This is a genomic window from Acetatifactor aquisgranensis (assembly GCF_943193215.1).
Classification (GTDB): domain Bacteria; phylum Bacillota; class Clostridia; order Lachnospirales; family Lachnospiraceae; genus Acetatifactor; species Acetatifactor aquisgranensis.
In genome coordinates this window covers 1-20,517 of sequence record NZ_CALPDH010000042.1, presented here as the reverse complement: position 1 = coordinate 20,517, position 20,517 = coordinate 1, and the positions used below count along the sequence as shown (strand labels likewise).

Below are 20,517 nucleotides of genomic sequence, written 5' to 3'. Positions count from 1 at the left end.
TCTTCATTAGCCCACATCTCCTTGCCTTTAAAGCATTTGCCGTTTTTATCTTATAAACATACAAACTAAAAAACAGCAGAATTGATTTCTCAAAACCGCTGTATTAAAGTACCAAAAATATCCACTGTGCAACGGTTTTTTCTTTTACCGCCGCACGGCAGATTTCTTGTTTTTAACTGATTATGAATGCCTTTTGTTGTTATTGTGCTGTCGCTAACTTACATTCTACATTATCATACTATTCGTGCGTCTGCTAATTCCATAAACAAGGATAATTCCTGTTATGACATTAACAGCAATTCCTAATACAATCATTTTGCCTGTTAATTCCATTCCGTTATACCCGGAAAAAACATACAGATAATACATAAAGTCTACAAACGATATGTAACTGCCAAAAAACTGGCTAAATAAATTATTGACTAATAAAATTATCAAAGAAGCGCACATCATACTGGATATATTCGACATATACAAGGATAAAAGCACTAAAAACAGAACCATTGTTATCTGCGGAAAAGCTAATAACAACATTTGTAACAAATATTCCTGTGCATGATCGAAGATATGACTGCCCCATAAAAAGAAACCTGTTATAATGCTGACGATTACCACAAACAAAAAACAGATCAGTGCAACTGTGGAAATACTGATAGTTTTTGCGATTAAAAGCTGTTTTTTGGAAACGCCATTCAACAAAGGCTGCCTGAACATACCGCTTGCCTTTTCTCCGCAAATCAATACTGCGCTGATAAAACTAAGGAATAGTGTACCGACAATATCAATATAGGACTGCATACACATTGTTGGAAATTTACCGCCTGCATAATATCCCGCGGCGAAATTCGCCGTGCCACTATCTTCTTGAAGCGCATTGGAAATGATAATCACTGCCATTACAACAAAGAATAAGTATAATATCTTTTGCCTTTTCAGTCGTGCAAATTGTATATTTAGTAATCTTATAATCATTTTTTACCTCTCTCAAAAATCTATTTTTTTTGTTCTGTATAGGGTTATTTGAAAAAAAGCAATTCCGTACAGTATCATAATGGATATTCCTATAAGCAGTTCGCTAAATGGTATTTTCTGATACTCATATGCAAACGTCCAAAGATTAAAGTAATATCCAACCCATATTTTTTGTAATAAAGCAATATTGGAACTATATATAAACTGGTCAATCAATAGATAAATAATCACAAAAAATATTGTTTTCCATGCGTTGCGGGTACAAATACAAAGTGCAACTATACCAAGCGTTATAACTGACATATAGATACCCGATAACAGATATTTTATAATGGTTCTGATAAAGGCTGCCTGTTCAAAGATTTCATAGCCCCAACGCATAAAGGCTGTTATGTAATTGATAAAAGCCACCAACAAAACAAAAATCATTGACATACTAACAGCAACATAGATTTTTGAACGTATCATTCTGTTGCGGTTTTCCCCATGCAATAAAGGCTGGTAAAGCATTTTGTTCCTATCTTCTTCACAAACAAACAGCGTCAACAGAAATACATTAAAAAGAATACCTACTGTACCGACATAAAACCGCATCATAAATTCGGGGAAATTTTTTCTCCCGACAATTCCAATATTGATATTCAGCATTTCTTCCATTTGCGGTGTCGAAATAAGAAAAGCGTAAAAGAAAGAAGCTGTAAAAAAGCAGGCAAAAAAAATGTAAATCAATTTTTGTCTGTATAATTTTCTTGCATATAATCTTGTTAATGGATACATGGCTCTGCTCCCCCTGTCAGTTTTAGAAAAAGATCCTGCAATGAGTGTTTCCGCATGGAAAGATAGTGAATATGCAAATGGTTTGCTACAAGGTTTTTAACAAATTCATCAAAACAGATATTTTCAAGTCTGATTGTAAACTGATTTCCTTTCTGTGAAATCAGACTTATTCCTTTACACCCAGAGAGGACACTCTGTGCAGCGATTGTTTCTTCCAGTATGCAGTCAACGATATTTGTTGTTTCGGATAAAATGTTTTCTGTTTTTCCCTGCAAGATACTTTTTCCCTTATCCAAAATTAAAATATCGGTACAGAATTTTTCCATATCATGCAGTTGGTGTGATGAAACAATAAATGTTGTGTTTCGTTCTTTTGCCATATCGCAAATCAGACGGTATAGGTTAATCTGTCCCTGCGGGTCTAATCCGTTTACCGGTTCATCTAAAATAATCAGTTTTGGCTGTCCTAACATAGCCCTTGCCAATGCCAGTCTTTGTTTCATTCCAAGAGAAAACTTTTTCACTTTCTTTTCTGCCTGGTTCTTAAGTCCGACATAATCAAGCAATTCCATAACTTGCCCGTTTGGGATATTTTCATATAGATGTGCAAAACATTCTATATTTTCTCTTGCAGTCAGTTCTTGATAAAAACTAGGGGTGTCAAGTGCCGCCCCAACCTTTGATAATGCCAGTCCGGGATTTTCGTCTAATGATACGTTGTCTATGACGATTTTCCCATTATCTTTGGAACACAAATTTGTAATCATCTTTAATGTCGTAGTTTTACCCGCCCCGTTTGTCCCCAATAGTCCCATGATATTTCCGGGTGCAAGCTCAAAACATACATTCTGAACGGCAGTTTCCTTTTTGTATGCTTTTCTTAGATTTTTTACACTGATTATTTTCTCCATTTTTCAATCCTCCCTATAATTCCAAATATTATAATTCCAATTACTTCTCCAAGGGCATTGCCTATAAATCCCTGCATATGGAGCGCGTCTTCCCACATATAATCTCCCGTGATTAGTTTTGTGACATAGTTTCCTATGATTACCAAGAATAGGAACAATGCTATGCAGTCCCAAATATTCCATTTTAGGAATGTTCTTGCAAGCACTGGAAGCCAAAGGACACAAAGCCATAACAGCAGGATAGGCACACCATAACGTAAAAGCCAAAATGTCCCTGTTCCAATCAGATAATATCGGGTAATCTGTATGACAGAAAGCAGGACAAGCACTCCAATGCTTATTACTGCCATTGCCTTACAGCCTTTATTCTTTTTACAGGTTGAAAGAGTATATAAAAATGAGTCTGCAAACAGGCAGGAACTTCCGGCAATCAAAGACCATGTAATTCCTTTGTTTACCGCCAAATCCACAATCAGACAGATCAGTATTGCAATAAAACTAAGACAGCCTAAGCCATATAACAGATACATTTTCTTTGTTTTATTCAAAAATCTTTTTACATCTGAAATTTCCGTTGACGGCGTTTCCATTTCCAAATGACAAGCCATATCGTGATATATTTCACTACATTCTGTACAATGCTCTAAATGGTTATCAATGCTCTTTTTAGAAACATCACTTACCATTCCGTCAACATAAAGAGGGAGTAAATCTCTGACAATCTCACAAGCTAATTCTTTTTCCCTTAGTTCCATTCTCTCATTCCTTTCATTATTTTCTGTTTTCCACGGTAATAAGTTACCCTCGCCCAGTTTTCTGTTTTTCCCAAAATAGCCGCAATTTCAGAAAATTGTAGTTCTCCTGCCAAGCGTAAATACATGACTTCTCTTGTTACATCATCAAGGTTGTGCATGAGGCGGAAAATTTCTATTTTTTCTAAATTGTTAAGGCTTTTACTTTCAATATTTTCTGTGGAAGGTATCGTATCGTCCAGTGGGGCGGTTTTGTGCCTGCTTCTTTTTTCCAGTTCTTTGTACCATATTTTTTTGGCAATACCGCATAGCCAGACGGAAATTTTACAATCTCCCCTAAACTTGTCAATCCCCTTAATTGCTTGAAAGAATGTTTCCTGCGTCAGTTCCTCGGCAAGTCCGCTGTCCTGCGTTAAGCCGCATAGATATTTATATAGCATGGCGGCGTTTTCACGATATATTTCATCAATTTTTTCTTTATCCATATCAGCACCTCATATTGTTAGTTCTTTTTAAGTGCGATTTGTTACAAATTATTTTATTTTTTTAAAAAGGAAAAACCCTGTCATTGACAGAGCCTTTCCTTGCTTAGCTGAACCGTTTATTATCGGTAACCTTTTAACGAAATAATTTTACAGTATTATCTCTGCCGTCCTCGCAAAATCAGTTTTCCGCCCGATAAATTCCGACCGCTTTTCTTCTGACAGACTTTTGAACACCTTTTCATAGAGTATGTCGTTCATACCCATTTCCTTTGCAATACAACACAGCTTTGTGTTTAACCATTCCTGATACAATTCCTCAAACAATGTCCTGCTGTCCGTAAAAGTTTCATCTTCTTCAAAGCCATGCAGAGGCGTATAGTATTTCAGCATCACAAAGCCATATCTGCCTACATCAACCACTACAATATCCGCCATTTCGTACAGCTCCGCAAACGCATCAGCCACCTTTTGGCACTTTGCCCGTTCTTCTTCTGTAATATAAATTTTCTTTTCCATATTGCTTTACCTCGTTTCTTATAAAATTTTACCATATTCATTTTATAAGAACCACCTGCACACCAGCTTTTTATTCCTCTTGTTTTTGGCAAAACCCACTTTACTAACAATTTACTTCTGTCATATGGGTATGTGGATTGAATCTTACAGAAGAAATTATGGCAAACTGATTTGTCCGCCCCCCGGCACTGCGCCGCAATCCATCGGAAATCGTCTACTGTCATATTGGTTTTTTCTAGCAGTGCACCGCTTTGGATATAGGTTCCTGTTTTGTCATCTATTGCCGCAAGGAGGCTTTCCTTTGGTAATTGTCTCTTCCAAGGTCACTTGATAGGCATTGTCCATGCACCAGTGCAACCTGAGGAAAATCTGCATGGCAGCAAGGCTGGAGGGAACCAAATGGCACAGAGATGGGCGAAAGCGTTCTACAGGTTGAAGCGGTGGCTGAAATGTAGGGACGCATACATAAAGGACAGAATCCTGACCGCGATATGTCTGCTGGCCAATGAAATAATCAGCATCCTGGAGAATATATTGGATATAGGAGTCGAGATGCCGCCATTCCTCCTGCCGTTGGTGAAGAACGTAAGGCTGACAGTGGAGGAGAGGGCGGACATGGGGACGAAGGAGGATGGAGATGAAGAGTGAAGTATTGTATGAGGGCCCGGATATTTCCGAACATCAATATGTTGTGGACATCAAGCGTGTCCGGGATTCCGGATGCAGGCGCATCGGTCTGCGGGCGGGGTACGGCAGAGACAACGTGGACCAGCGTTATGTAGCCAATGCGCTGGCATGCTACAATCTTGGGATGGATGTGCTGCTGTATTGGTTCTCTTATGCCTATACGGCGGAGATGGCGGCAGCAGAAGCGGGATATGCCATCGCCCAGGCAGGAAAGTATTGGGAGAGGTGCCCCATTGCGTTTGACTTTGAGTATGATTCCGTGAACTATGCCAGGAAGAACGGAGTGGCTGTCACCAGGGACATGGCCACGGACATGGCCATCGCGTTCCTGCAGCGGGTCAGGGATGCCGGCTATATCCCTGTGATTTATACCAACAGGGACTACATGCAGAACTATTTCGACATGGAGAGGGTTACGGCACAGCTGGGCCAGGTATATGTCTGGTATGCCAGGTACACATCCGTGCTTCCGGACAGCGAGGCAGAGGTGGCGGACGTCTGGCAGTATACCTCGACCGGGCGGCTGCCTGGCGTGAACGGCAGCGTGGACATGAACCGGTTCTACACGGATTTCGATGGCAGTACGGTCAAAGTGGAACGGGAAGACAGATGCAACCTGAATATCCTGGGCTTCCAGGCTGCAGCCAATGCTGACGGGTGCCGGGACGCTGATGGGAACCCTCTGGTGGAGGATGGGCTGGACGGCTCCAGGACGCAGTATGTCCGGAGGCAGATTGCCCTTAAGGCAAGGCTGTCCCAGGGGAACTATGTCGTGGGTTCCGCGGGCCATGTGGTGAGATGGTGGCAGCAGCGGTGCAACGAGATTCTGGTACGCAGCCAGGCGGTGGACGGACTGTTCGGCAAGACCGCCAGGATAGACACGCTGGCCCTGCAGCGCAGGCTTAGCCTGAAAGAGGATGGCATTGTCGGATACAACAGCATCCAAGCTGCATTTTACAACTAAGAAAAAGGGCGGCAGGGTCATCCTGCCGCCTATGCCTTTGAATAGATTATTCGTGATGCCGCAAATCCTTGGTTTTACTGAAAAATCTCTGGTTTGCGGCTTCTTGTCACAGCGGAGAGTGTGGGATTCGAACCCACGACTTACTTCCTCCCCATATCAGGGATGGAAGATGCCGTCAGGACACTGAGCGCGGCGAAAGCACCAAAGAAAGACGGGAAAGGGAACCCTTATGTGGACAGGATTGGCAGCCACATGCCCCTGCTGGACGCAATGCGGACGGCATCCAGAAAGGCATTCATAGCAGCTTTCGTTGATTAAAAAGCAAAACAGGCTTTTATCAAAAATGGAAACTGAATTATCAGAAAATAGCAGAAAATGTCGGACATCTATAAAAAGAGAAAAATGCCAATTAAGACTTGACACATACGTTCATAATTGCATTGTTGATATTATTCGTTCAAACGGATATACTATATAAAGTATGGGTAAGGAGGGCAGTTATGTTTGAATATATGACAGCACAGGAAGCGGCAGAATGTTGGAAAATATCAGTGCGGCGTGTGCAGCGGCTATGTAAGGAAAACCGTATTGAGGGAGTCCTAAATATAAATCGTGTATGGCTTATTCCCCAAAACACAAAAAAACCCGTGGATAAGCGGAGAAAGGCTGCGAATTATGGAGAATAGAATTTTATTGTTGGAGGATGATGTAAGTCTGATAGACGGACTGAAATACTCGTTAAAGAAAAACAACTTCGATGTAGAGTTTGCCCGTTCTGTCCAAGAAGCGCTGGCGCATTTAACAGAGATAGATAAATATGATATGCTGATTCTCGATGTTACATTGCCGGATGGGACAGGTTTTGAGGTGTGTGAAAAAGTACGAAAGAACGGAAATCAGATACCGATTATTTTTCTGACAGCTTCCGATGAAGAAGTCAGTGTTATCCGTGGCCTGGACTGCGGCGGCGATGACTACATAACAAAACCGTTCAAGTTGGGCGAACTATGTTCACGCATCCGGGCGTTGCTGCGGCGGGCAGGATTGTCAAATCAGGGAGCAGGGACGGTTATGGAGTGCGGCGATATTAAGATAGACCTTTTAGGCAGCCGTGTCTTATTAAAAGGTAATCCGTTAGAGCTTACAGCCGCAGAATATCGTTTAATATGCCTGTTGGTAAAAAATGCAAACCGTATCATTACAAGAGATATTATTTTGGACGAATTATGGGACAGCACGGGGGACTATGTGGACAATAATACCCTTTCCGTCTATGTGCGGCGGCTGCGCGAAAAAATAGAAACAGACCCGTCACATCCAGAGCATTTACTGACAGTGCGAGGATTTGGCTATCAATGGAAAGAGGTGGACGGATGAGCTTCCTGCGTGATAAACATACCCGTTGGTATTGCATTTTTCTTTCTTCCCTTTTCGTTGTTTTTTTATTGGCAGCCATAAAGATAGCTGACACACAGACCAAAGCTGCAAGAGAGATATTTTTTGCGCACGACAATGCGATTGCCACGTCTCTGCTGGAGCAGGGGATTTCGGAGGATATCATAGCAAAGGCATTGACAAGCGAAGAAGAAAGCGCGTCTGGAAGCGGTTTATTAAATCGAATCGGATATACCGAAAACATGGATATAAATCGCCTGTTTTATATATCCTCCGTAAAAGATAGAATGCTGTCATCTATACTGTGCATGGAACTGTTCATCAGTATTCTTTTGATTGGCGGAACAATCCTATTTTTGTGTGACAGAGAAAAGTTATACCAGAAATCCGAGAAGACAATTCAGAATTATATAGATGGAAACTATACTGTCCATCTGCCGCAGACAAGCGATGGGACTTTCTGCCAGATGCTGTCCTCTGTCGAACAGCTTGCTACAATGCTGCAATCCCAAAATGAAACTGACCGAAAAACAAAAGAATTTCTGAAAACCACGATTTCCGATATATCGCATCAGTTAAAAACTCCTCTGTCCGCACTATATATGTATCAGGAAATCATAGAAAGTGAGCCAGATAATCCAGATACGGTAAAAGAATTTTCTGTAAAGACAGGAACTGCGCTAAAGCGAATAGAGCAGCTTATTCAGTCGATGCTAAAAATCACACGATTAGATGCAGGAAGCATTCTTTTTGAAAAAGGACATTATAGTATCTCAAATGTCATCAGCAATGCAATAAGCGAATTGACGACACGCGCAGCCAGTGAAAATAAGAAAATTATAATAGATGGAGCAGAACAGAAGTTTTTCTGCGACATGGAGTGGACGGGCGAAGCGATTGGAAACATTGTGAAGAATGCCCTTGACCATACGGACAGTGGAGGAATCATCCATATTTCATGGGAGCGTACCCCTGCCATGTTCAGAATCCTTATCTCTGATAACGGACACGGCATTACGCAAGAGGACATACACCATATCTTCAAACGGTTTTATCGGAGCAGGAATGATTGCCATGCATCGGGAGTCGGGCTTGGACTGCCGTTAGCAAAAGCCATTATGGAGGGGCAGGGAGGATTCCTGTCTGTGCAAAGTGAATATTCGCAGGGGACAACCTTTACGTTGTCTTTCCTTACTGAATCGTAAGGTTAAATTCATCTGATTGTAAGCTGCCCCAGTTATCCTTGTGAGAAAAGGAGGTACTTGCACATGGAAATCTTAAAAGTACAAAAATTGTGTAAAACATATGGAACTGGCGAGGCAAAAGTCGATGCCTTGAAAAATGTATCGTTCTCTTTGGAGAAAGGGGAATTTGCTGCGGTTGTCGGAGCGTCCGGCTCTGGCAAGAGCACCCTGCTGAACTGCATCGGTGCTTTGGATGTTCCTGCGTCTGGGACAGTCACGATAGATGGGAATAACCTGTTTTCCATGAAAGAAGAGGAAAGAACAATCTTCAGACGGCGGAACATAGGCTTTGTTTTTCAGTCCTTTCAGCTTGTCTCCGAATTAACAGTGGAACAAAATATAAGCTTTCCGCTTCTTTTGGATTACCGCAAACCCAAAGCAGCCGATGTAGATGAAGTGCTGGAGATGCTCGGTTTAACAGAAAGAAGAAATCATCTGCCGAATCAGCTCTCTGGAGGACAGCAGCAGCGTGTCGCTATCGGCAGGGCATTGATCACAAGACCGAAGCTGATTCTTGCCGATGAGCCTACCGGAAATCTTGACAGCAAAAACAGCCAGGATGTGATGGAACTGTTGATAAAGGCATCACGGCACTATCAGCAGACAATTCTTATGATTACGCACAACAACAACCTTACCTCTATGGTTGACCGTGTGCTTCGTGTAACGGATGGTGTCTTGACAGATTTGGGAGGGAAAGCAAATGAGAAATTATCTTGACCTTGTTCCTATTTCTGCAAAAATCCATAAAAAACAGAACAGGATGTCTGTTTTTTGTATTATTCTGGCGGTGTTGTTGGTTACGACAATTTTTGGAATGGCTGATATGTTCGTCCGCAGCCAGATTATGAAAACGCAGGCAGAAACAGGAAACTGGCATATAGGAATCCAGGATATAGATGCCCGGACAGCGGATATTATAGCGACCCGCCCGGACATTGAAGCTCTTTCCTCTTATTCCATCTTAAATTACAACGGTGAAGAGGGATATTCGTTAAATGGGACAAACGCTGTCATTTGTGGAGCAGAGGAAGAACTGCTGTCAAAGATATTCCCCGATATGCTTACAGACGGAAAATTCCCTCAGACAGAGAAAGAAGCCTTAGTTACGGAAAATGCAAAAGGGATATTGGAATTAAGCATCGGGGAGCAAATAAGCATGAAAGCTCCGGATGGAAAAGAATATGCCTTTGAAATATCTGGGTTTGTGGAAAATACATCAAACTTAATGAGCAATGGTTCTTATGGCATATTTGTGACAGATGAAGCATTTTACAATATCTGCGCTGATACGAATCTGACAAAAAATGCCGCTGCCTTTTATGTTCAATTTGCAGGCACAAAGAATGTGCAGGATAAAATATCGGATTTAAGAACAGCATTCAACTTGTCGGATGAACAAGTCTTTGAAAATACGAAACTGCTCGGCTTGCTTGGGCAGAGCGTGAATTCCTTTATGATGCAGGTATATGTTGCCGCTGCCGTATTATTTGTGTTAGTTCTGTTTGCAGGCATCATGATGATTGCAACCAGCCTTAACAGCAATGTTGCACAGCGGACAGAGTTCTTTGGGCTGATGCGTTGCATCGGAGCAACTCCGAAACAGATAATGCGGTATGTCCGCAAAGAAGCACTAAACTGGTGCCGTTCTGCAATTCCGATTGGTGTTTTTACAGGGATATCCATAATATGGATTTTGTGCTTCATTCTCCGTGCCTTAAGTCCGGAATATTTTGGTGCAATGCCTGCATTTAGTATTAGCCTGCCAAGTATTTTAGCGGGTGTAGTTGTTGGGCTTCTGACTGTCCTGCTGGCGGCTCGCTCACCGGCAAAAAAGGCAGCAAAAGTTTCACCATTAGCGGCGGTTTCCGGAAACGCAAGTGAGACACAGCCTGTCCGAAAGGCGGCAGGTACAAAATGGTTTAAGGTGGATACCGCACTTGGAATCCACCATGCGAAAGCGAGCCGCAAAAATTTTATCCTTATGGCGGGCTCGTTTGCCCTTAGCATTATCCTTTTCCTTTCGTTTTCCGTGGCAATCGAATTCATGAATCATACTTTAAGACCTTTGCATCCGTGGACGGCGGATATATCTATTGTAAGCGGAGACAATACCTGCTCTGTCAACAGTGACTTTGTGAACGGTTTGAGAGAAAATCCCGTTGTAGATAAAATTTATGGACGGAGTTTTTTGTACAGCGTACCTGCCGTGACGGGCCATGCAGAGCAAAAAATCGACTTGATTTCTTATGAGCAGCGTCAATTTGAATGGGCAGAAAAATATTTACTGAAAGGCTCGCTTGATACCGTCCAAAATGAAGTGAATACGGGACTTATTGTATATGAGCCGCAGAATACGATTCAAGTGGGCGACACAGTAAGCCTAAACATTGATGGGCAGTATAAAGAAATAAAGATTGTCGGCATGTTGTCTGACAGCCCTTTTTTCAATGCTTCGGATGTAGGGACAGTTATCTGCTCCGAAGATACTTTCCGCCAGACGACAGGGCAGACGGATTATACAATTATCGATATACAGTTGACAAGGAAAGCTACAGATGCCGATGTGGATGAGATACATCGCACTTACGGGGCAGGATATTCATTTATCGATAAACGGATGGATAACAGCAGCACATTGAGTGTGTATTACTGCGTCTGGCTGTTCCTTTATGGCTTTTTGGTTTTAATTGCTTTGATTACGGTATTCAACATTATTAACAGCATTGCAATGAGTGTGGCGGCACGAACAAAACAGTACGGAGCTTTTCGTGCTATCGGTTTAAGCAATAGACAGCTTTCAAAAATGATTGTGGCAGAAGCCTTTACCTATGCTGCCATTGGCAGTATAGCAGGCTTGTGTTTCGGCTTGGTCTGCAATAAGTTTTTGTTTAATATGCTGGTAAGCCGCCAATGGGGAGACCCGTGGGAAGTACCCTGGGTAAAAGTAGGGATAATTATTCTGATTGTTTTGGTATCAGTAGCTTTTGCCATATACAGACCGACTAAAAGAATTCATAATATGTCTATTGTAGAAACAATCAATATACAATAATAGTTTTTTTAGCAGGCGGCTTCTCAAAATTTAGGAGAGAACTAAGAATATACTCCCCGAAAAAGCGGTGAAATAAAAAAGCCCACAAGCGGCGAACCCGCTTGTGGACGTAAGCGTCTGGCGGAGAGTGTGGGATTCGAACCCACGTGCCCTGTAAAGGACAACTGCATTTCGAGTGCAGCTCGTTATGACCGCTTCGATAACTCTCCCGATTCCGGCAGATTTTCATCCGCCTCCTTTATTCTATAGTATCCGGCCATTTTTTGCAAGAGCCAGAAACGTTTTTTTCTCAGAAAGGTTGCAAAATGATCCGGAAAAGGGTAAAATTTTAGATGGAAAGGTGTGGAAAGCAATCACATACACACAAAAATATAAAACGATAGGAGGATATGAGACATGAAGAGAATTGGTATGTTGACCAGCGGCGGCGACTGCCAGGCACTGAACGCGGCCATGAGAGGCGTGGTGAAGACGCTGTACAACAGCGACGAGCAGGTGGAAATCTACGGATTCCAGGACGGCTATAAGGGACTGATTTACAGCAAGTTCCAGATGCTCACCGGCAAGGACTTCTCCGGCATCCTGACCAAGGGCGGCACGATTCTGGGCACCTCCCGGACCCCTTTCAAGACCATTCAGGATCCCGATGAGAACGGCCTGAACAAAGTGGAGGCCATGAAGCAGAACTACTACAAGCTCCAGCTTGACTGCCTTGTGGTCTTAGGCGGCAACGGCACCCACAAGACAGCGAACCTTTTAAGCAACGAGGGTCTGAATGTCATTACTCTGCCCAAGACCATCGACAATGACCTCTGGGGCACGGACATGACTTTCGGCTTCCAGAGCGCGGTGGACATCGCCACGGACGCGATCGACTATATTCACACCACAGCCGCCTCCCACAGCCGTGTCTTCATCGTGGAGGTCATGGGCCACAAGGTGGGATGGCTGACTCTGAACGCCGGCATGGCCAGCGGCGCTGACATCATCCTGATTCCCGAAATCCCCTATGATATCAAGAAAGTGGTGGAGAAGATTGAGGACAGGAACAGAAGAGGCAGCGGCTTCACCATCATCGCTGTGGCAGAGGGCGCTATCTCCAAGGAGGATGCGAAGCTTTCCAAGAAAGAGTACAAGAAAAAGCTCAAGAAGATGACACATCCGTCAGTTTCTTATGAGTTAGCCGATGCTATCCAGAAGAAGACCGGCATTGAAGTCCGCGTGACCGTTCCCGGCCATATGCAGCGCGGCGGAAGCCCCTGCCCGTATGACCGTGTATTCGCCAGCCGCCTGGGTGCAGAGGCAGGAAAACTTATTCTGGACAACCAGTATGGGTTCATGGTAGGATACAAGAACCGTGAAGTAGTGCGGGTTCCCCTGGAGGATGTGGCGGGCAAGCTCAAAGCCGTATCCCCGGATGCCTCCATCGTAAAAGAGGCGAAGCTCCTGGGCATCTGCTTCGGCGATTAAGGACAGGCTTTTAAAAATTGGAAAAAGAATGATATGTAAAGAGCGGAGGGCATGCGGTAAAGCGTGCCTTCCCTGTGTGCAGGACAAAATCCTGAAATTTTTTAAAGAGGAAGAATTCTATGTCGTACATGGCGCTATACCGGAAGTTCCGGCCGGATACCCTTGCGAATGTGAAAGGGCAGGATCATATCGTGACTACGCTGAAGAACCAGCTGGCGGCGAAACGCATCGGCCACGCGTATCTGTTCACCGGAACCAGAGGGACCGGCAAGACTACCGTGGCGAAAATCCTGGCCCGGGCGGTGAACTGCGAGAATCCTACGGCCGAGGGCCCCTGCGGGGAATGCCGCATCTGCCGTGCCATCGCCGCGGGCGCCAGCATGAACGTGATTGAGATTGATGCCGCTTCCAACAATGGCGTGGACAATATCCGCGAGATTGTGGAGGAGGTTTCCTATTCCCCGGCGGAGGGGAAGTACAAGGTCTATATCATCGATGAAGTGCATATGCTGTCCGCGGGAGCTTTCAATGCTCTTTTGAAGACCCTGGAGGAGCCCCCCTCCTATGTAATCTTCATCCTGGCCACCACAGAGGTGCACAAGCTGCCCATCACGATTCTGTCCCGGTGCCAGCGGTATGATTTCAAACGCATCACCATCGATACGATTACGGCCAGGATGCAGGAGCTGACCAAAGAAGAGGGCGTGCAGGTGGAGGAGAAAGCCCTGCGCTATATCGCCAAGACCGCGGACGGCTCCATGCGCGACGCGTTGAGCCTGCTGGACCAGTGCATCGCTTTCCACTTAGGCCATGAGCTGACCTACGACAAGGTCCTGGACGTGCTGGGGGCGGTGGACACGGAGGTGTTCAGCAGGCTGCTGCGCTTTTGTCTCAACAGGGACGTGTTAGGCTGCGTGGAATTGCTGGAGGAAATCGTGATGCAGGGCAGGGAGCTGACCCAGTTCGTGACGGATTTCACCTGGTACCTGCGCAATCTGATGCTGGTGCAGGCTTCCGACAACCTGGAGGATGTCATCGACATGTCCACGGACAATTTAAAGCGTCTGAAAGAGGAATCCACCATGGCGGACATGGACCGGATCATCCGTTTCATCCGCATTTTCTCCGAACTGTCAGGACAGATCCGGCAGTCGGCTCAGAAGAGGATTCTGGTGGAAATCGCCCTGATTAAACTGTGCAGGCCACAGATGGAGGTGGAGACCGACGCCATGCTGGACCGCATCCGCCAGGTGGAGGATAAGCTGGAGAAAGGCGTGGTGGTGGCTGCGGCTTCAGACGGTGTCCCGCAGGGCGGCGGCACAGCCGGGGGGAGCGCACAGCCCAAGGCAAAGCCCCGGCTGGCCAAGGCTATCCCGGAGGATGTGCGGCAGATTGTGGCCAAGTGGCCCGCAATCGTGGGAAGCGCGGAGAATCCCATGCGCATCTATCTGAAATCCGCCAGGCTCAGCCTGGGGGGCGACAACCGGCTCTGTGTGGTATTTGCGGACGGCATGGCATCCGATTATTTCAACAAGTCCGAGCACAAGGCGCTGCTGGAGGCACTGCTGTCCGACTTTTCCGGAAAAGAGATAGAGGTTAACATCCAGACAGTCGGCGGGGTACAGGAATTTGAAGACAATTATGTAGACATTTCCCAGGTGATTCAGATGGAAATAGAGGAAGAGGAGGATCAAGAGTAATGGCAAAGCGAGGAGGCTTTCCCGGAGGCGGCATGCCCGGGAACATGGCGAACCTGATGAAGCAGGCCCAGAGGATGCAGCGTCAGATGGAGGAGGGCCAGAAAGAACTGGAGACCAAGGAGTTTGCGGCATCCGCAGGCGGTGGTGCGGTGGAGGCCACAGTAAGCGGCAAAAAGGAGCTTCTGAAAGTGACGCTGTCCCAGGAAGTGGTGGATCCGGATGATGTGGAGATGCTGCAGGATCTGATCGTGGCGGCAGTCAACGAGGCGCTGCGTAAGGCGGATGAGGCCGGCAGCGAGCTGATGGGCAAGATGACAGGCGGACTGGGAGGCCTGCCTTTCTGATGGATTTGTACAGCGGACACATCAATAAATTAATAGAAGAACTGTCGGGGCTTCCGGGCATCGGCAGCAAATCCGCGCAGCGGCTGGCCTTTCACCTAATCAATATGCCTAAGGACAAGGTAAAGCGCCTGACGGACGTGATCACAGAGGCACGGGAGAACGTCCGCTATTGTAAGGAATGTTTTACTCTGACCGACAGGGAGATATGCCCCGTCTGCGCCAACCAGAAGCGCAACCACAGGCTCATCATGGTGGTGGAGAATACAAGGGATCTGGCGGCCTATGAGAAGACCGGCAGATACGAGGGCATATACCATGTGCTCCACGGCGCCATTTCCCCCATGCTGGGCATCGGCCCCGGGGACATCAGGCTGAAAGAACTGATGGAGAGGCTTCGGGGAGAGGTGGACGAGGTCATCATCGCCACCAATTCCAGCCTGGAGGGTGAGACCACGGCCATGTACATTGCCAAACTCGTCAAGCCCACAGGCATCAGGGTGACACGCATCGCCAGCGGCGTACCGGTGGGCGGTGATTTGGAATACATTGATGAAGTTACGCTTTTGCGTGCTTTGGAGGGACGTGTAGAAGTGTGAGAAGAAGTTCCGGGCGGCCAAAGGACGCCAGCCAAGAGCTTCTGGGCTCGCGGGCGAAAAAGTCCGCTTTGTGCAGGGGCATTTTTCCGGACTTGCACCAGACTATTGGATGTTCTGGACAAAAGGGCTTTAGGGGAAAACGCAGAATGAGGAGGATGGATATGGCAGTTAGAATCAGTTCTTTTGGGAGATATTCGGATGGGCGGGAGGTCAGCCTCTATACCATGGAAAACAGGAATGGCATGCGGGTGTCGGTTGCGAACATAGGAGCGGCACTGGTGAAAGTGGAGGTTCCGGACAGGCAGGGGCGGCTTGCGGATGTGGTGCTGGGTTTTGACAGGGCGGAGGATTATCTGGAGAATGGCTGCTTTTTTGGGGTGGTGATTGGTCCCAGCGCTAACAGGATAGGGGGAGCCTCTTTTCTGCTGGACGGCGTCGAGTGTCCGCTGGCGGCCAATGATGGTGTCAACAATCTGCACAGTGACAGGGAGCGTGGCTGGCATAAGTGCTTTTGGGAGGCAGAGCCTGGCGAGGACAGTGTCACGTTTCGCTTGAAGGATTTGGCGGATAATATGGGCTTTCCGGGTACAAAGACTGCGGAGGTTACATATTCTTTGAATGAGGAGAATGAGCTGCGGCTGCACTATCATGCATCCAGCGATAAGAGGACGATTCTGAACCTGACCAATCATTCCTATTTCAATCTGGAGGGCCATGGCAGCGGCAGTATAGAGGGGCACCAGCTGTGGCTGGGGGCATCTCGTTATACCCCTGCGGACGCAGGTTCCATTCCCACGGGGGAGATTGCCGATGTGAAAGGTACGCCCATGGACTTTACGGCGGGGAAAAAGGTTGGGGAAGAAATCGACGCGGATTTTGAGCAGCTTACCTTTGCCGGCGGATATGACCACAACTGGGTCATTGATGGATGGGACGGGACGCTGCGCCGCTTCGCTACGCTGAAAAGCCCACAGAGCGGCAGGGTCATGGAGGCTTACACCACACTGCCCGGCGTACAGTTCTATGCGGGCAACTTTATCGAGGAGGAGAGAGGAAAAGGGGAGGCAGTCTATGCCCGCCGTGGAGGATTATGTCTGGAAACCCAGTATTTTCCCGATTCCGCCAACAAGCCGGCATTTCCCTCCTGTATCTTCGGCGGAGAGAAAGAGTACGATTCCGTGACAGTCTATCGGTTTGACGTAGATTGATTGCCGGGAGGCTGTCTGCAAAGATTGTCGAAGAGTTCTGTTTCCGCCGCGACAAAGAATGCTAAAATACCTCGCATACCGATGTTATGATTAGTACAAACGGTATGGGAGGTGTTTTTGTATGGAATTGCCCAAAAACATTACACAGATTGGAGAAACGAATCCTCACTGCAAAATCTATGTGGAGGATTATGTGATTTCCTATATCAGGCAGCTGAATCAGTATGCCCGGGAAAAGGGGCTGGCAGTGGCGCTGTACGGTACGAGAAAAGAGGAAAACGAGATTACATATTTATTCCTCTATGGGGCCTGCAAGCTGAACTTCCTACAGCGGGAGTGCCGCCATTTGTCCCAGGCAGTCTGCCAGGAGGCAGAGAAACAGCGCAGGAAATATTTCCCGGAATATGTGTTCCTCGGCTATCGCCTGCTGGATGGGGAGATGGTGGAGGGCTTTCATATCTGCGAGCAGAATGTGTGCCGGTATGTGGAGGGTTATGCCCAGTTTTACGAGAAGAACGATTCCATGTTGGCCTTTATGCTGGACGACAGACAGGGGGAGGCAAAGCCGGAGGAGGTCGCCCGGGAAAAGTATGATATGGTAAAAAAACGGCAGGAAGAGCGCCGTGCCCTTGCGGATGAAAAAACGGGACATGTTTTCCGGCGAGGCTCCGCCATCCGCAAGGAGAAGCCCGCCCCGTCCCCCAGAAGCGGGAAACTGGCCGTGGCTGCCGGTTTCGTGCTGCTGTGCGGCGCAGGCCTTGCCACTATGGGAGGCGGAGAGGGCCTGGACCGGCTGCAGGCCGATGTCAGACAGCTGATGGACGACATGTCGCAGAAACAGCTCCCCGATGCGGTGGAAGTGATGGGCAGCGGCGCCCAGGTAGGGACCATCGTGGCGGAGGACAAGCTGGCGGATGCTATCCGTAAGGAAAACACGGCGGCAAGCCCCGGGCCCGCAGAACCCCTGTCCTCCGGCAGCTCGGACGCAGAGCAGCCGCAGGGGACAGACCTGCCTGCCCGGACGCCGCGGGAGGACAGTCCGGAATCAGAGGTTCAGCCTGCGCCTGAGCAGACCATACAGCCTACAGAAGCGCCTTCGCCGGAACCTGCCGTACAGCCTACGCCGGAGCCCACGGCAGCCCCCACCCCGGAACCTGAGCCGGTGGCAGCGCCTGCTGCGGAGATGGTGGCGTATATCGTGCGCAGAGGGGATACCATGACGGATATCTGTATCAGACAATACGGCAGCGACGCCCGGGTGGCGGAGGTATGCGCCCTCAACAATATCGGCGACCCGGATGATATCAAGGAGGGAGAAAAAATTTTTCTGCCACAATGAGAAATCTATGATATAATGACCTTACTCGTAGCGCATGACGGCCGGATGGCCATCCATACCATGGTATATGCGATACGATGATACACTGCATGAAAAGCCAGGAGGAACCATGGCGGATATCAGAAGTTACATGAAAGAAAAAGAAAAGAGAGAGAAGCGGGAAAAAAAGCAGATTGACTATAAGGAAAAGATAGCCCGCCACAAGCTGGCCGCCGTATACCGGGTCCTGCTGATTCTGCTTCTCCTGGCAGCGTTTGCCGTCTTCGTAGTGATACAGTACAAGCGGCGCACTTACACGGACTACGATATCGTCGCCACAAGCCCCCGGGAGGTCATAAGCGACACTACGGATGTAAAGCTGGGCAGCTCTGTCCTGACCTACAGTAAGGACGGCGCCCACTGCACGGACGCGAAAGGAAACGTGGTCTGGAACCAGACCTTTGAGATTCAGGATGTGATACTGGCCAGGAATGGTGAGACCGTCGCCATAGGGGAATACAATGGGAGGAGCATCTATCTTGCGGATTCGGAAAAGCTGCTGGGACAGATTACCACCACGATGCCTATCCGGGAGTTAGCCGTCTCTGAGACCGGCAATGTGACGGCGGTGCTGGCTGACACGGATGTCACATGGATCAACACCTATGACAGCAGCGGAGAGATGACCAGGGAGGGCCGGAGCCATATGGATGACGCCGGCTATCCGATGGCTATCAGTGTCTCGCCCAACGGAGAGCTGCTCCTTGTGGCCTATGTGTACGTGGACGCGGGCATCCTGAAGACGAAACTCGGCTTTTACAATTTCGGCCTTGTAGGCTCCAATTACAGCGACGGCCTGGTGAGCACCTATTCGTACACGGACATGGTGATCCCCTGCGTGGGCTTTCTGGACAATGATACCGCGTTCGCGGTGGGAGACAACAGGCTGACTATTTTTTCCGGGGCCCATGTGCCTGAGGAAGAGGAGGGGCATCTCTACGACAGGGAAATCAGGTCCGTCTTTTCCGGCGGTAATTACATCGGCCTTGTCTTTCTCTCGAATAACAACGAAAACAGATACCAGCTGAAAGTCTATGACACCGAGTCCGGCAAGGTCAGCGATTTCTATTTTGATATAGATTACACCGATATTTTTTTCGGCAGAGACAATTTCGTGATATATAATGAGAAAGAATGCCAGATAATGACAATGGACGGCATAGAAAAGTTCTACGGCCCCTTTTCCAAAACGGTGCGGCTGATGGCCCCTGTGGGAAACGGATATAAATATCTGCTGATAACAGATGATTCTATCGATACGATACGGTTGAAATAAAGAACATACATATAATAGGAGAAAAAAGATGAATGAATGGAATCTGAATATAGTGCTGATCGCTGTGCTCGCAGCCGCTTTGATTAAAATGGTGGACGGATACAGAAAAGGAATCGTGAAAGAAGTCATTTCCCTGGTCTCCCTGATTGTGCTCAGCGTGGTGGCGGCCCTGATTGCCTATGGCGTGACCAGCTATCATGACGGCAGGATATTCAATGTGATCGTAATTGTGATTCTGCTTATCCTGTTGCTTACGGCCCACCATCTGCTGGGCCTTGTATTCTTCTCTGCAAAGCTGGCCGCGAAACTGCCGGTGGTTCATCTTGTGGATAAGCTGCTGGGCATCCTGTTCGGCGTATTCGAGGTGGTATTGGTGCTGTGGACGATTTACGCGTTCATGATGATGATGGACATAGGCGCCATCGGCCAGACGATTCTTTCCTGCACAGAGAAGAGCAGGCTCCTGACCTGGATATATGCCCACAATTATCTGGCGAAAGGCATCGAGGGCTTTCTGGACAAATTCCGGTTCGTTCCATTGTTGGAAGGACTCCATCTGTAAATCCTGCAGGAGTTGATTAATGGAAAAAAACTGGAAAAAACTTGAAAAAAGTGTTGACAAACAAAAAGACCCGATGCTATAATAAGAACCTGCCAGAAAGCATTGCTTCATTTCATGAGGAGATGCGGCAGAAAAAATAAAAAAGTTGAAAAAAGTTGTTGACAAAAGCGATGGCATGTGATATCCTATCAGAGTTGTCGCTGATGAAGACGACGGAGCACCTTG

General features: G+C 47.1%; 22 protein-coding genes and 1 tRNA gene. 16 read left to right on the top strand and 7 right to left on the bottom strand.

Annotation, left to right across the window (positions count from 1 at the left end; all coding sequences use genetic code 11):
* Window positions 1–225: 225 nt before the first annotated feature.
* From NFS35_RS25040 to NFS35_RS25015, 6 genes are all read right to left on the bottom strand, one after another.
* The gene (locus NFS35_RS25040; RefSeq protein WP_251209765.1) at window positions 226–972 is read right to left on the bottom strand and encodes an ABC transporter permease; all 747 of its coding nucleotides are present in this window, start codon (window positions 970–972) and stop codon (window positions 226–228) included.
* A 12-nt stretch (window positions 973–984) separates the two neighbouring features.
* Complete coding sequence (locus NFS35_RS25035) at window positions 985–1,749, bottom strand: ABC transporter permease (protein WP_251209764.1); 765 nt, start codon at window positions 1,747–1,749, stop codon at window positions 985–987.
* Window positions 1,737–2,660 (bottom strand): ABC transporter ATP-binding protein, encoded by a 924-nt coding sequence (locus NFS35_RS25030; RefSeq protein ID WP_251209763.1) that lies wholly within the window; start codon window positions 2,658–2,660, stop codon window positions 1,737–1,739. Before NFS35_RS25030 ends, NFS35_RS25035 begins: the two co-directional genes overlap by 13 nt.
* The gene (locus NFS35_RS25025; RefSeq protein ID WP_251209762.1) at window positions 2,648–3,415 is read right to left on the bottom strand and encodes a zf-HC2 domain-containing protein; all 768 of its coding nucleotides are present in this window, start codon (window positions 3,413–3,415) and stop codon (window positions 2,648–2,650) included. Before NFS35_RS25025 ends, NFS35_RS25030 begins: the two co-directional genes overlap by 13 nt.
* Window positions 3,406–3,897 carry an RNA polymerase sigma factor gene (locus tag NFS35_RS25020; protein WP_251209761.1) on the bottom strand — a complete coding sequence of 164 codons (492 nt, stop codon included), beginning with the start codon at window positions 3,895–3,897 and terminating at the stop codon, window positions 3,406–3,408. The genes NFS35_RS25025 and NFS35_RS25020 overlap by 10 nt, the downstream gene beginning before the upstream one ends.
* A gap of 147 nt (window positions 3,898–4,044) precedes the next feature.
* Window positions 4,045–4,413 (bottom strand): hypothetical protein, encoded by a 369-nt coding sequence (locus NFS35_RS25015; RefSeq protein ID WP_016303272.1) that lies wholly within the window; start codon window positions 4,411–4,413, stop codon window positions 4,045–4,047.
* A 399-nt stretch (window positions 4,414–4,812) separates the two neighbouring features.
* Here NFS35_RS25015 and NFS35_RS25010 point away from each other — a divergent pair, with 399 nt between their 5' ends.
* From NFS35_RS25010 to NFS35_RS24975, 8 genes are all read left to right on the top strand, one after another.
* Window positions 4,813–5,061, top strand: a complete 249-nt coding sequence (locus tag NFS35_RS25010; RefSeq protein ID WP_251209760.1) for a phage holin family protein — start codon at window positions 4,813–4,815, stop codon at window positions 5,059–5,061.
* Window positions 5,051–6,064, top strand: coding sequence for a GH25 family lysozyme (locus tag NFS35_RS25005; protein WP_251209759.1), 1,014 nt, complete (start codon window positions 5,051–5,053; stop codon window positions 6,062–6,064). Before NFS35_RS25010 ends, NFS35_RS25005 begins: the two co-directional genes overlap by 11 nt.
* Before the next feature lie 120 nt (window positions 6,065–6,184).
* Window positions 6,185–6,382 carry a hypothetical protein gene (locus NFS35_RS25000; protein WP_251209758.1) on the top strand — a complete coding sequence of 66 codons (198 nt, stop codon included), beginning with the start codon at window positions 6,185–6,187 and terminating at the stop codon, window positions 6,380–6,382.
* Window positions 6,383–6,564: 182 nt separating this feature from the next.
* Window positions 6,565–6,750, top strand: a complete 186-nt coding sequence (locus NFS35_RS24995; protein WP_251209757.1) for a helix-turn-helix domain-containing protein — start codon at window positions 6,565–6,567, stop codon at window positions 6,748–6,750.
* Complete coding sequence (locus NFS35_RS24990; RefSeq protein ID WP_251209756.1) at window positions 6,740–7,441, top strand: response regulator transcription factor; 702 nt, start codon at window positions 6,740–6,742, stop codon at window positions 7,439–7,441. The genes NFS35_RS24995 and NFS35_RS24990 overlap by 11 nt, the downstream gene beginning before the upstream one ends.
* Window positions 7,420–8,664, top strand: coding sequence for a HAMP domain-containing sensor histidine kinase (locus NFS35_RS24985; protein ID WP_330640448.1), 1,245 nt, complete (start codon window positions 7,420–7,422; stop codon window positions 8,662–8,664). The genes NFS35_RS24990 and NFS35_RS24985 overlap by 22 nt, the downstream gene beginning before the upstream one ends.
* A 63-nt stretch (window positions 8,665–8,727) precedes the next feature.
* Window positions 8,728–9,423, top strand: coding sequence for an ABC transporter ATP-binding protein (locus NFS35_RS24980; RefSeq protein ID WP_251209755.1), 696 nt, complete (start codon window positions 8,728–8,730; stop codon window positions 9,421–9,423).
* Window positions 9,407–11,758 carry an ABC transporter permease gene (locus NFS35_RS24975; protein ID WP_251209754.1) on the top strand — a complete coding sequence of 784 codons (2,352 nt, stop codon included), beginning with the start codon at window positions 9,407–9,409 and terminating at the stop codon, window positions 11,756–11,758. Before NFS35_RS24980 ends, NFS35_RS24975 begins: the two co-directional genes overlap by 17 nt.
* Window positions 11,759–11,876: 118 nt before the next feature.
* Here the strand turns inward: NFS35_RS24975 and NFS35_RS24970 are convergent.
* A tRNA-Ser gene (locus NFS35_RS24970) sits at window positions 11,877–11,967 on the bottom strand.
* Between the two features lie 187 nt (window positions 11,968–12,154).
* Between NFS35_RS24970 and NFS35_RS24965 the strand changes: the two genes are divergently transcribed.
* The 8 genes from NFS35_RS24965 to NFS35_RS24930 all read left to right on the top strand — a co-directional run bounded on the left by NFS35_RS24965 (window position 12,155) and on the right by NFS35_RS24930 (window position 20,292).
* Window positions 12,155–13,228, top strand: a complete 1,074-nt coding sequence (locus NFS35_RS24965; RefSeq protein WP_251209753.1) for a 6-phosphofructokinase — start codon at window positions 12,155–12,157, stop codon at window positions 13,226–13,228.
* A 119-nt stretch (window positions 13,229–13,347) separates the two neighbouring features.
* Entirely contained in the window at window positions 13,348–14,928 is a 1,581-nt protein-coding gene (dnaX, locus tag NFS35_RS24960; protein ID WP_251209752.1) for a DNA polymerase III subunit gamma/tau, read from the top strand.
* A complete protein-coding gene (locus NFS35_RS24955) occupies window positions 14,928–15,272 on the top strand; it encodes a YbaB/EbfC family nucleoid-associated protein (RefSeq protein WP_251209751.1) in 345 nt (114 codons plus the stop codon). Before dnaX ends, NFS35_RS24955 begins: the two co-directional genes overlap by 1 nt.
* On the top strand, window positions 15,272–15,868 hold the full coding sequence (gene recR, locus NFS35_RS24950) for a recombination mediator RecR (protein WP_251209750.1): 597 nt from the start codon (window positions 15,272–15,274) through the stop codon (window positions 15,866–15,868). The genes NFS35_RS24955 and recR overlap by 1 nt, the downstream gene beginning before the upstream one ends.
* 161 nt (window positions 15,869–16,029) lie before the next feature.
* Window positions 16,030–17,076: an aldose epimerase family protein gene (locus NFS35_RS24945; RefSeq protein ID WP_251209749.1), complete on the top strand. Its 1,047-nt coding sequence runs from the start codon at window positions 16,030–16,032 to the stop codon at window positions 17,074–17,076.
* 121 nt (window positions 17,077–17,197) lie between these two features.
* Window positions 17,198–18,415 (top strand): LysM peptidoglycan-binding domain-containing protein, encoded by a 1,218-nt coding sequence (locus NFS35_RS24940; RefSeq protein WP_251209748.1) that lies wholly within the window; start codon window positions 17,198–17,200, stop codon window positions 18,413–18,415.
* A gap of 109 nt (window positions 18,416–18,524) precedes the next feature.
* Window positions 18,525–19,730 (top strand): DUF5711 family protein, encoded by a 1,206-nt coding sequence (locus NFS35_RS24935; protein ID WP_251209747.1) that lies wholly within the window; start codon window positions 18,525–18,527, stop codon window positions 19,728–19,730.
* A gap of 28 nt (window positions 19,731–19,758) precedes the next feature.
* Window positions 19,759–20,292: a CvpA family protein gene (locus tag NFS35_RS24930; protein WP_251209746.1), complete on the top strand. Its 534-nt coding sequence runs from the start codon at window positions 19,759–19,761 to the stop codon at window positions 20,290–20,292.
* Window positions 20,293–20,517 lie beyond the last annotated feature (225 nt).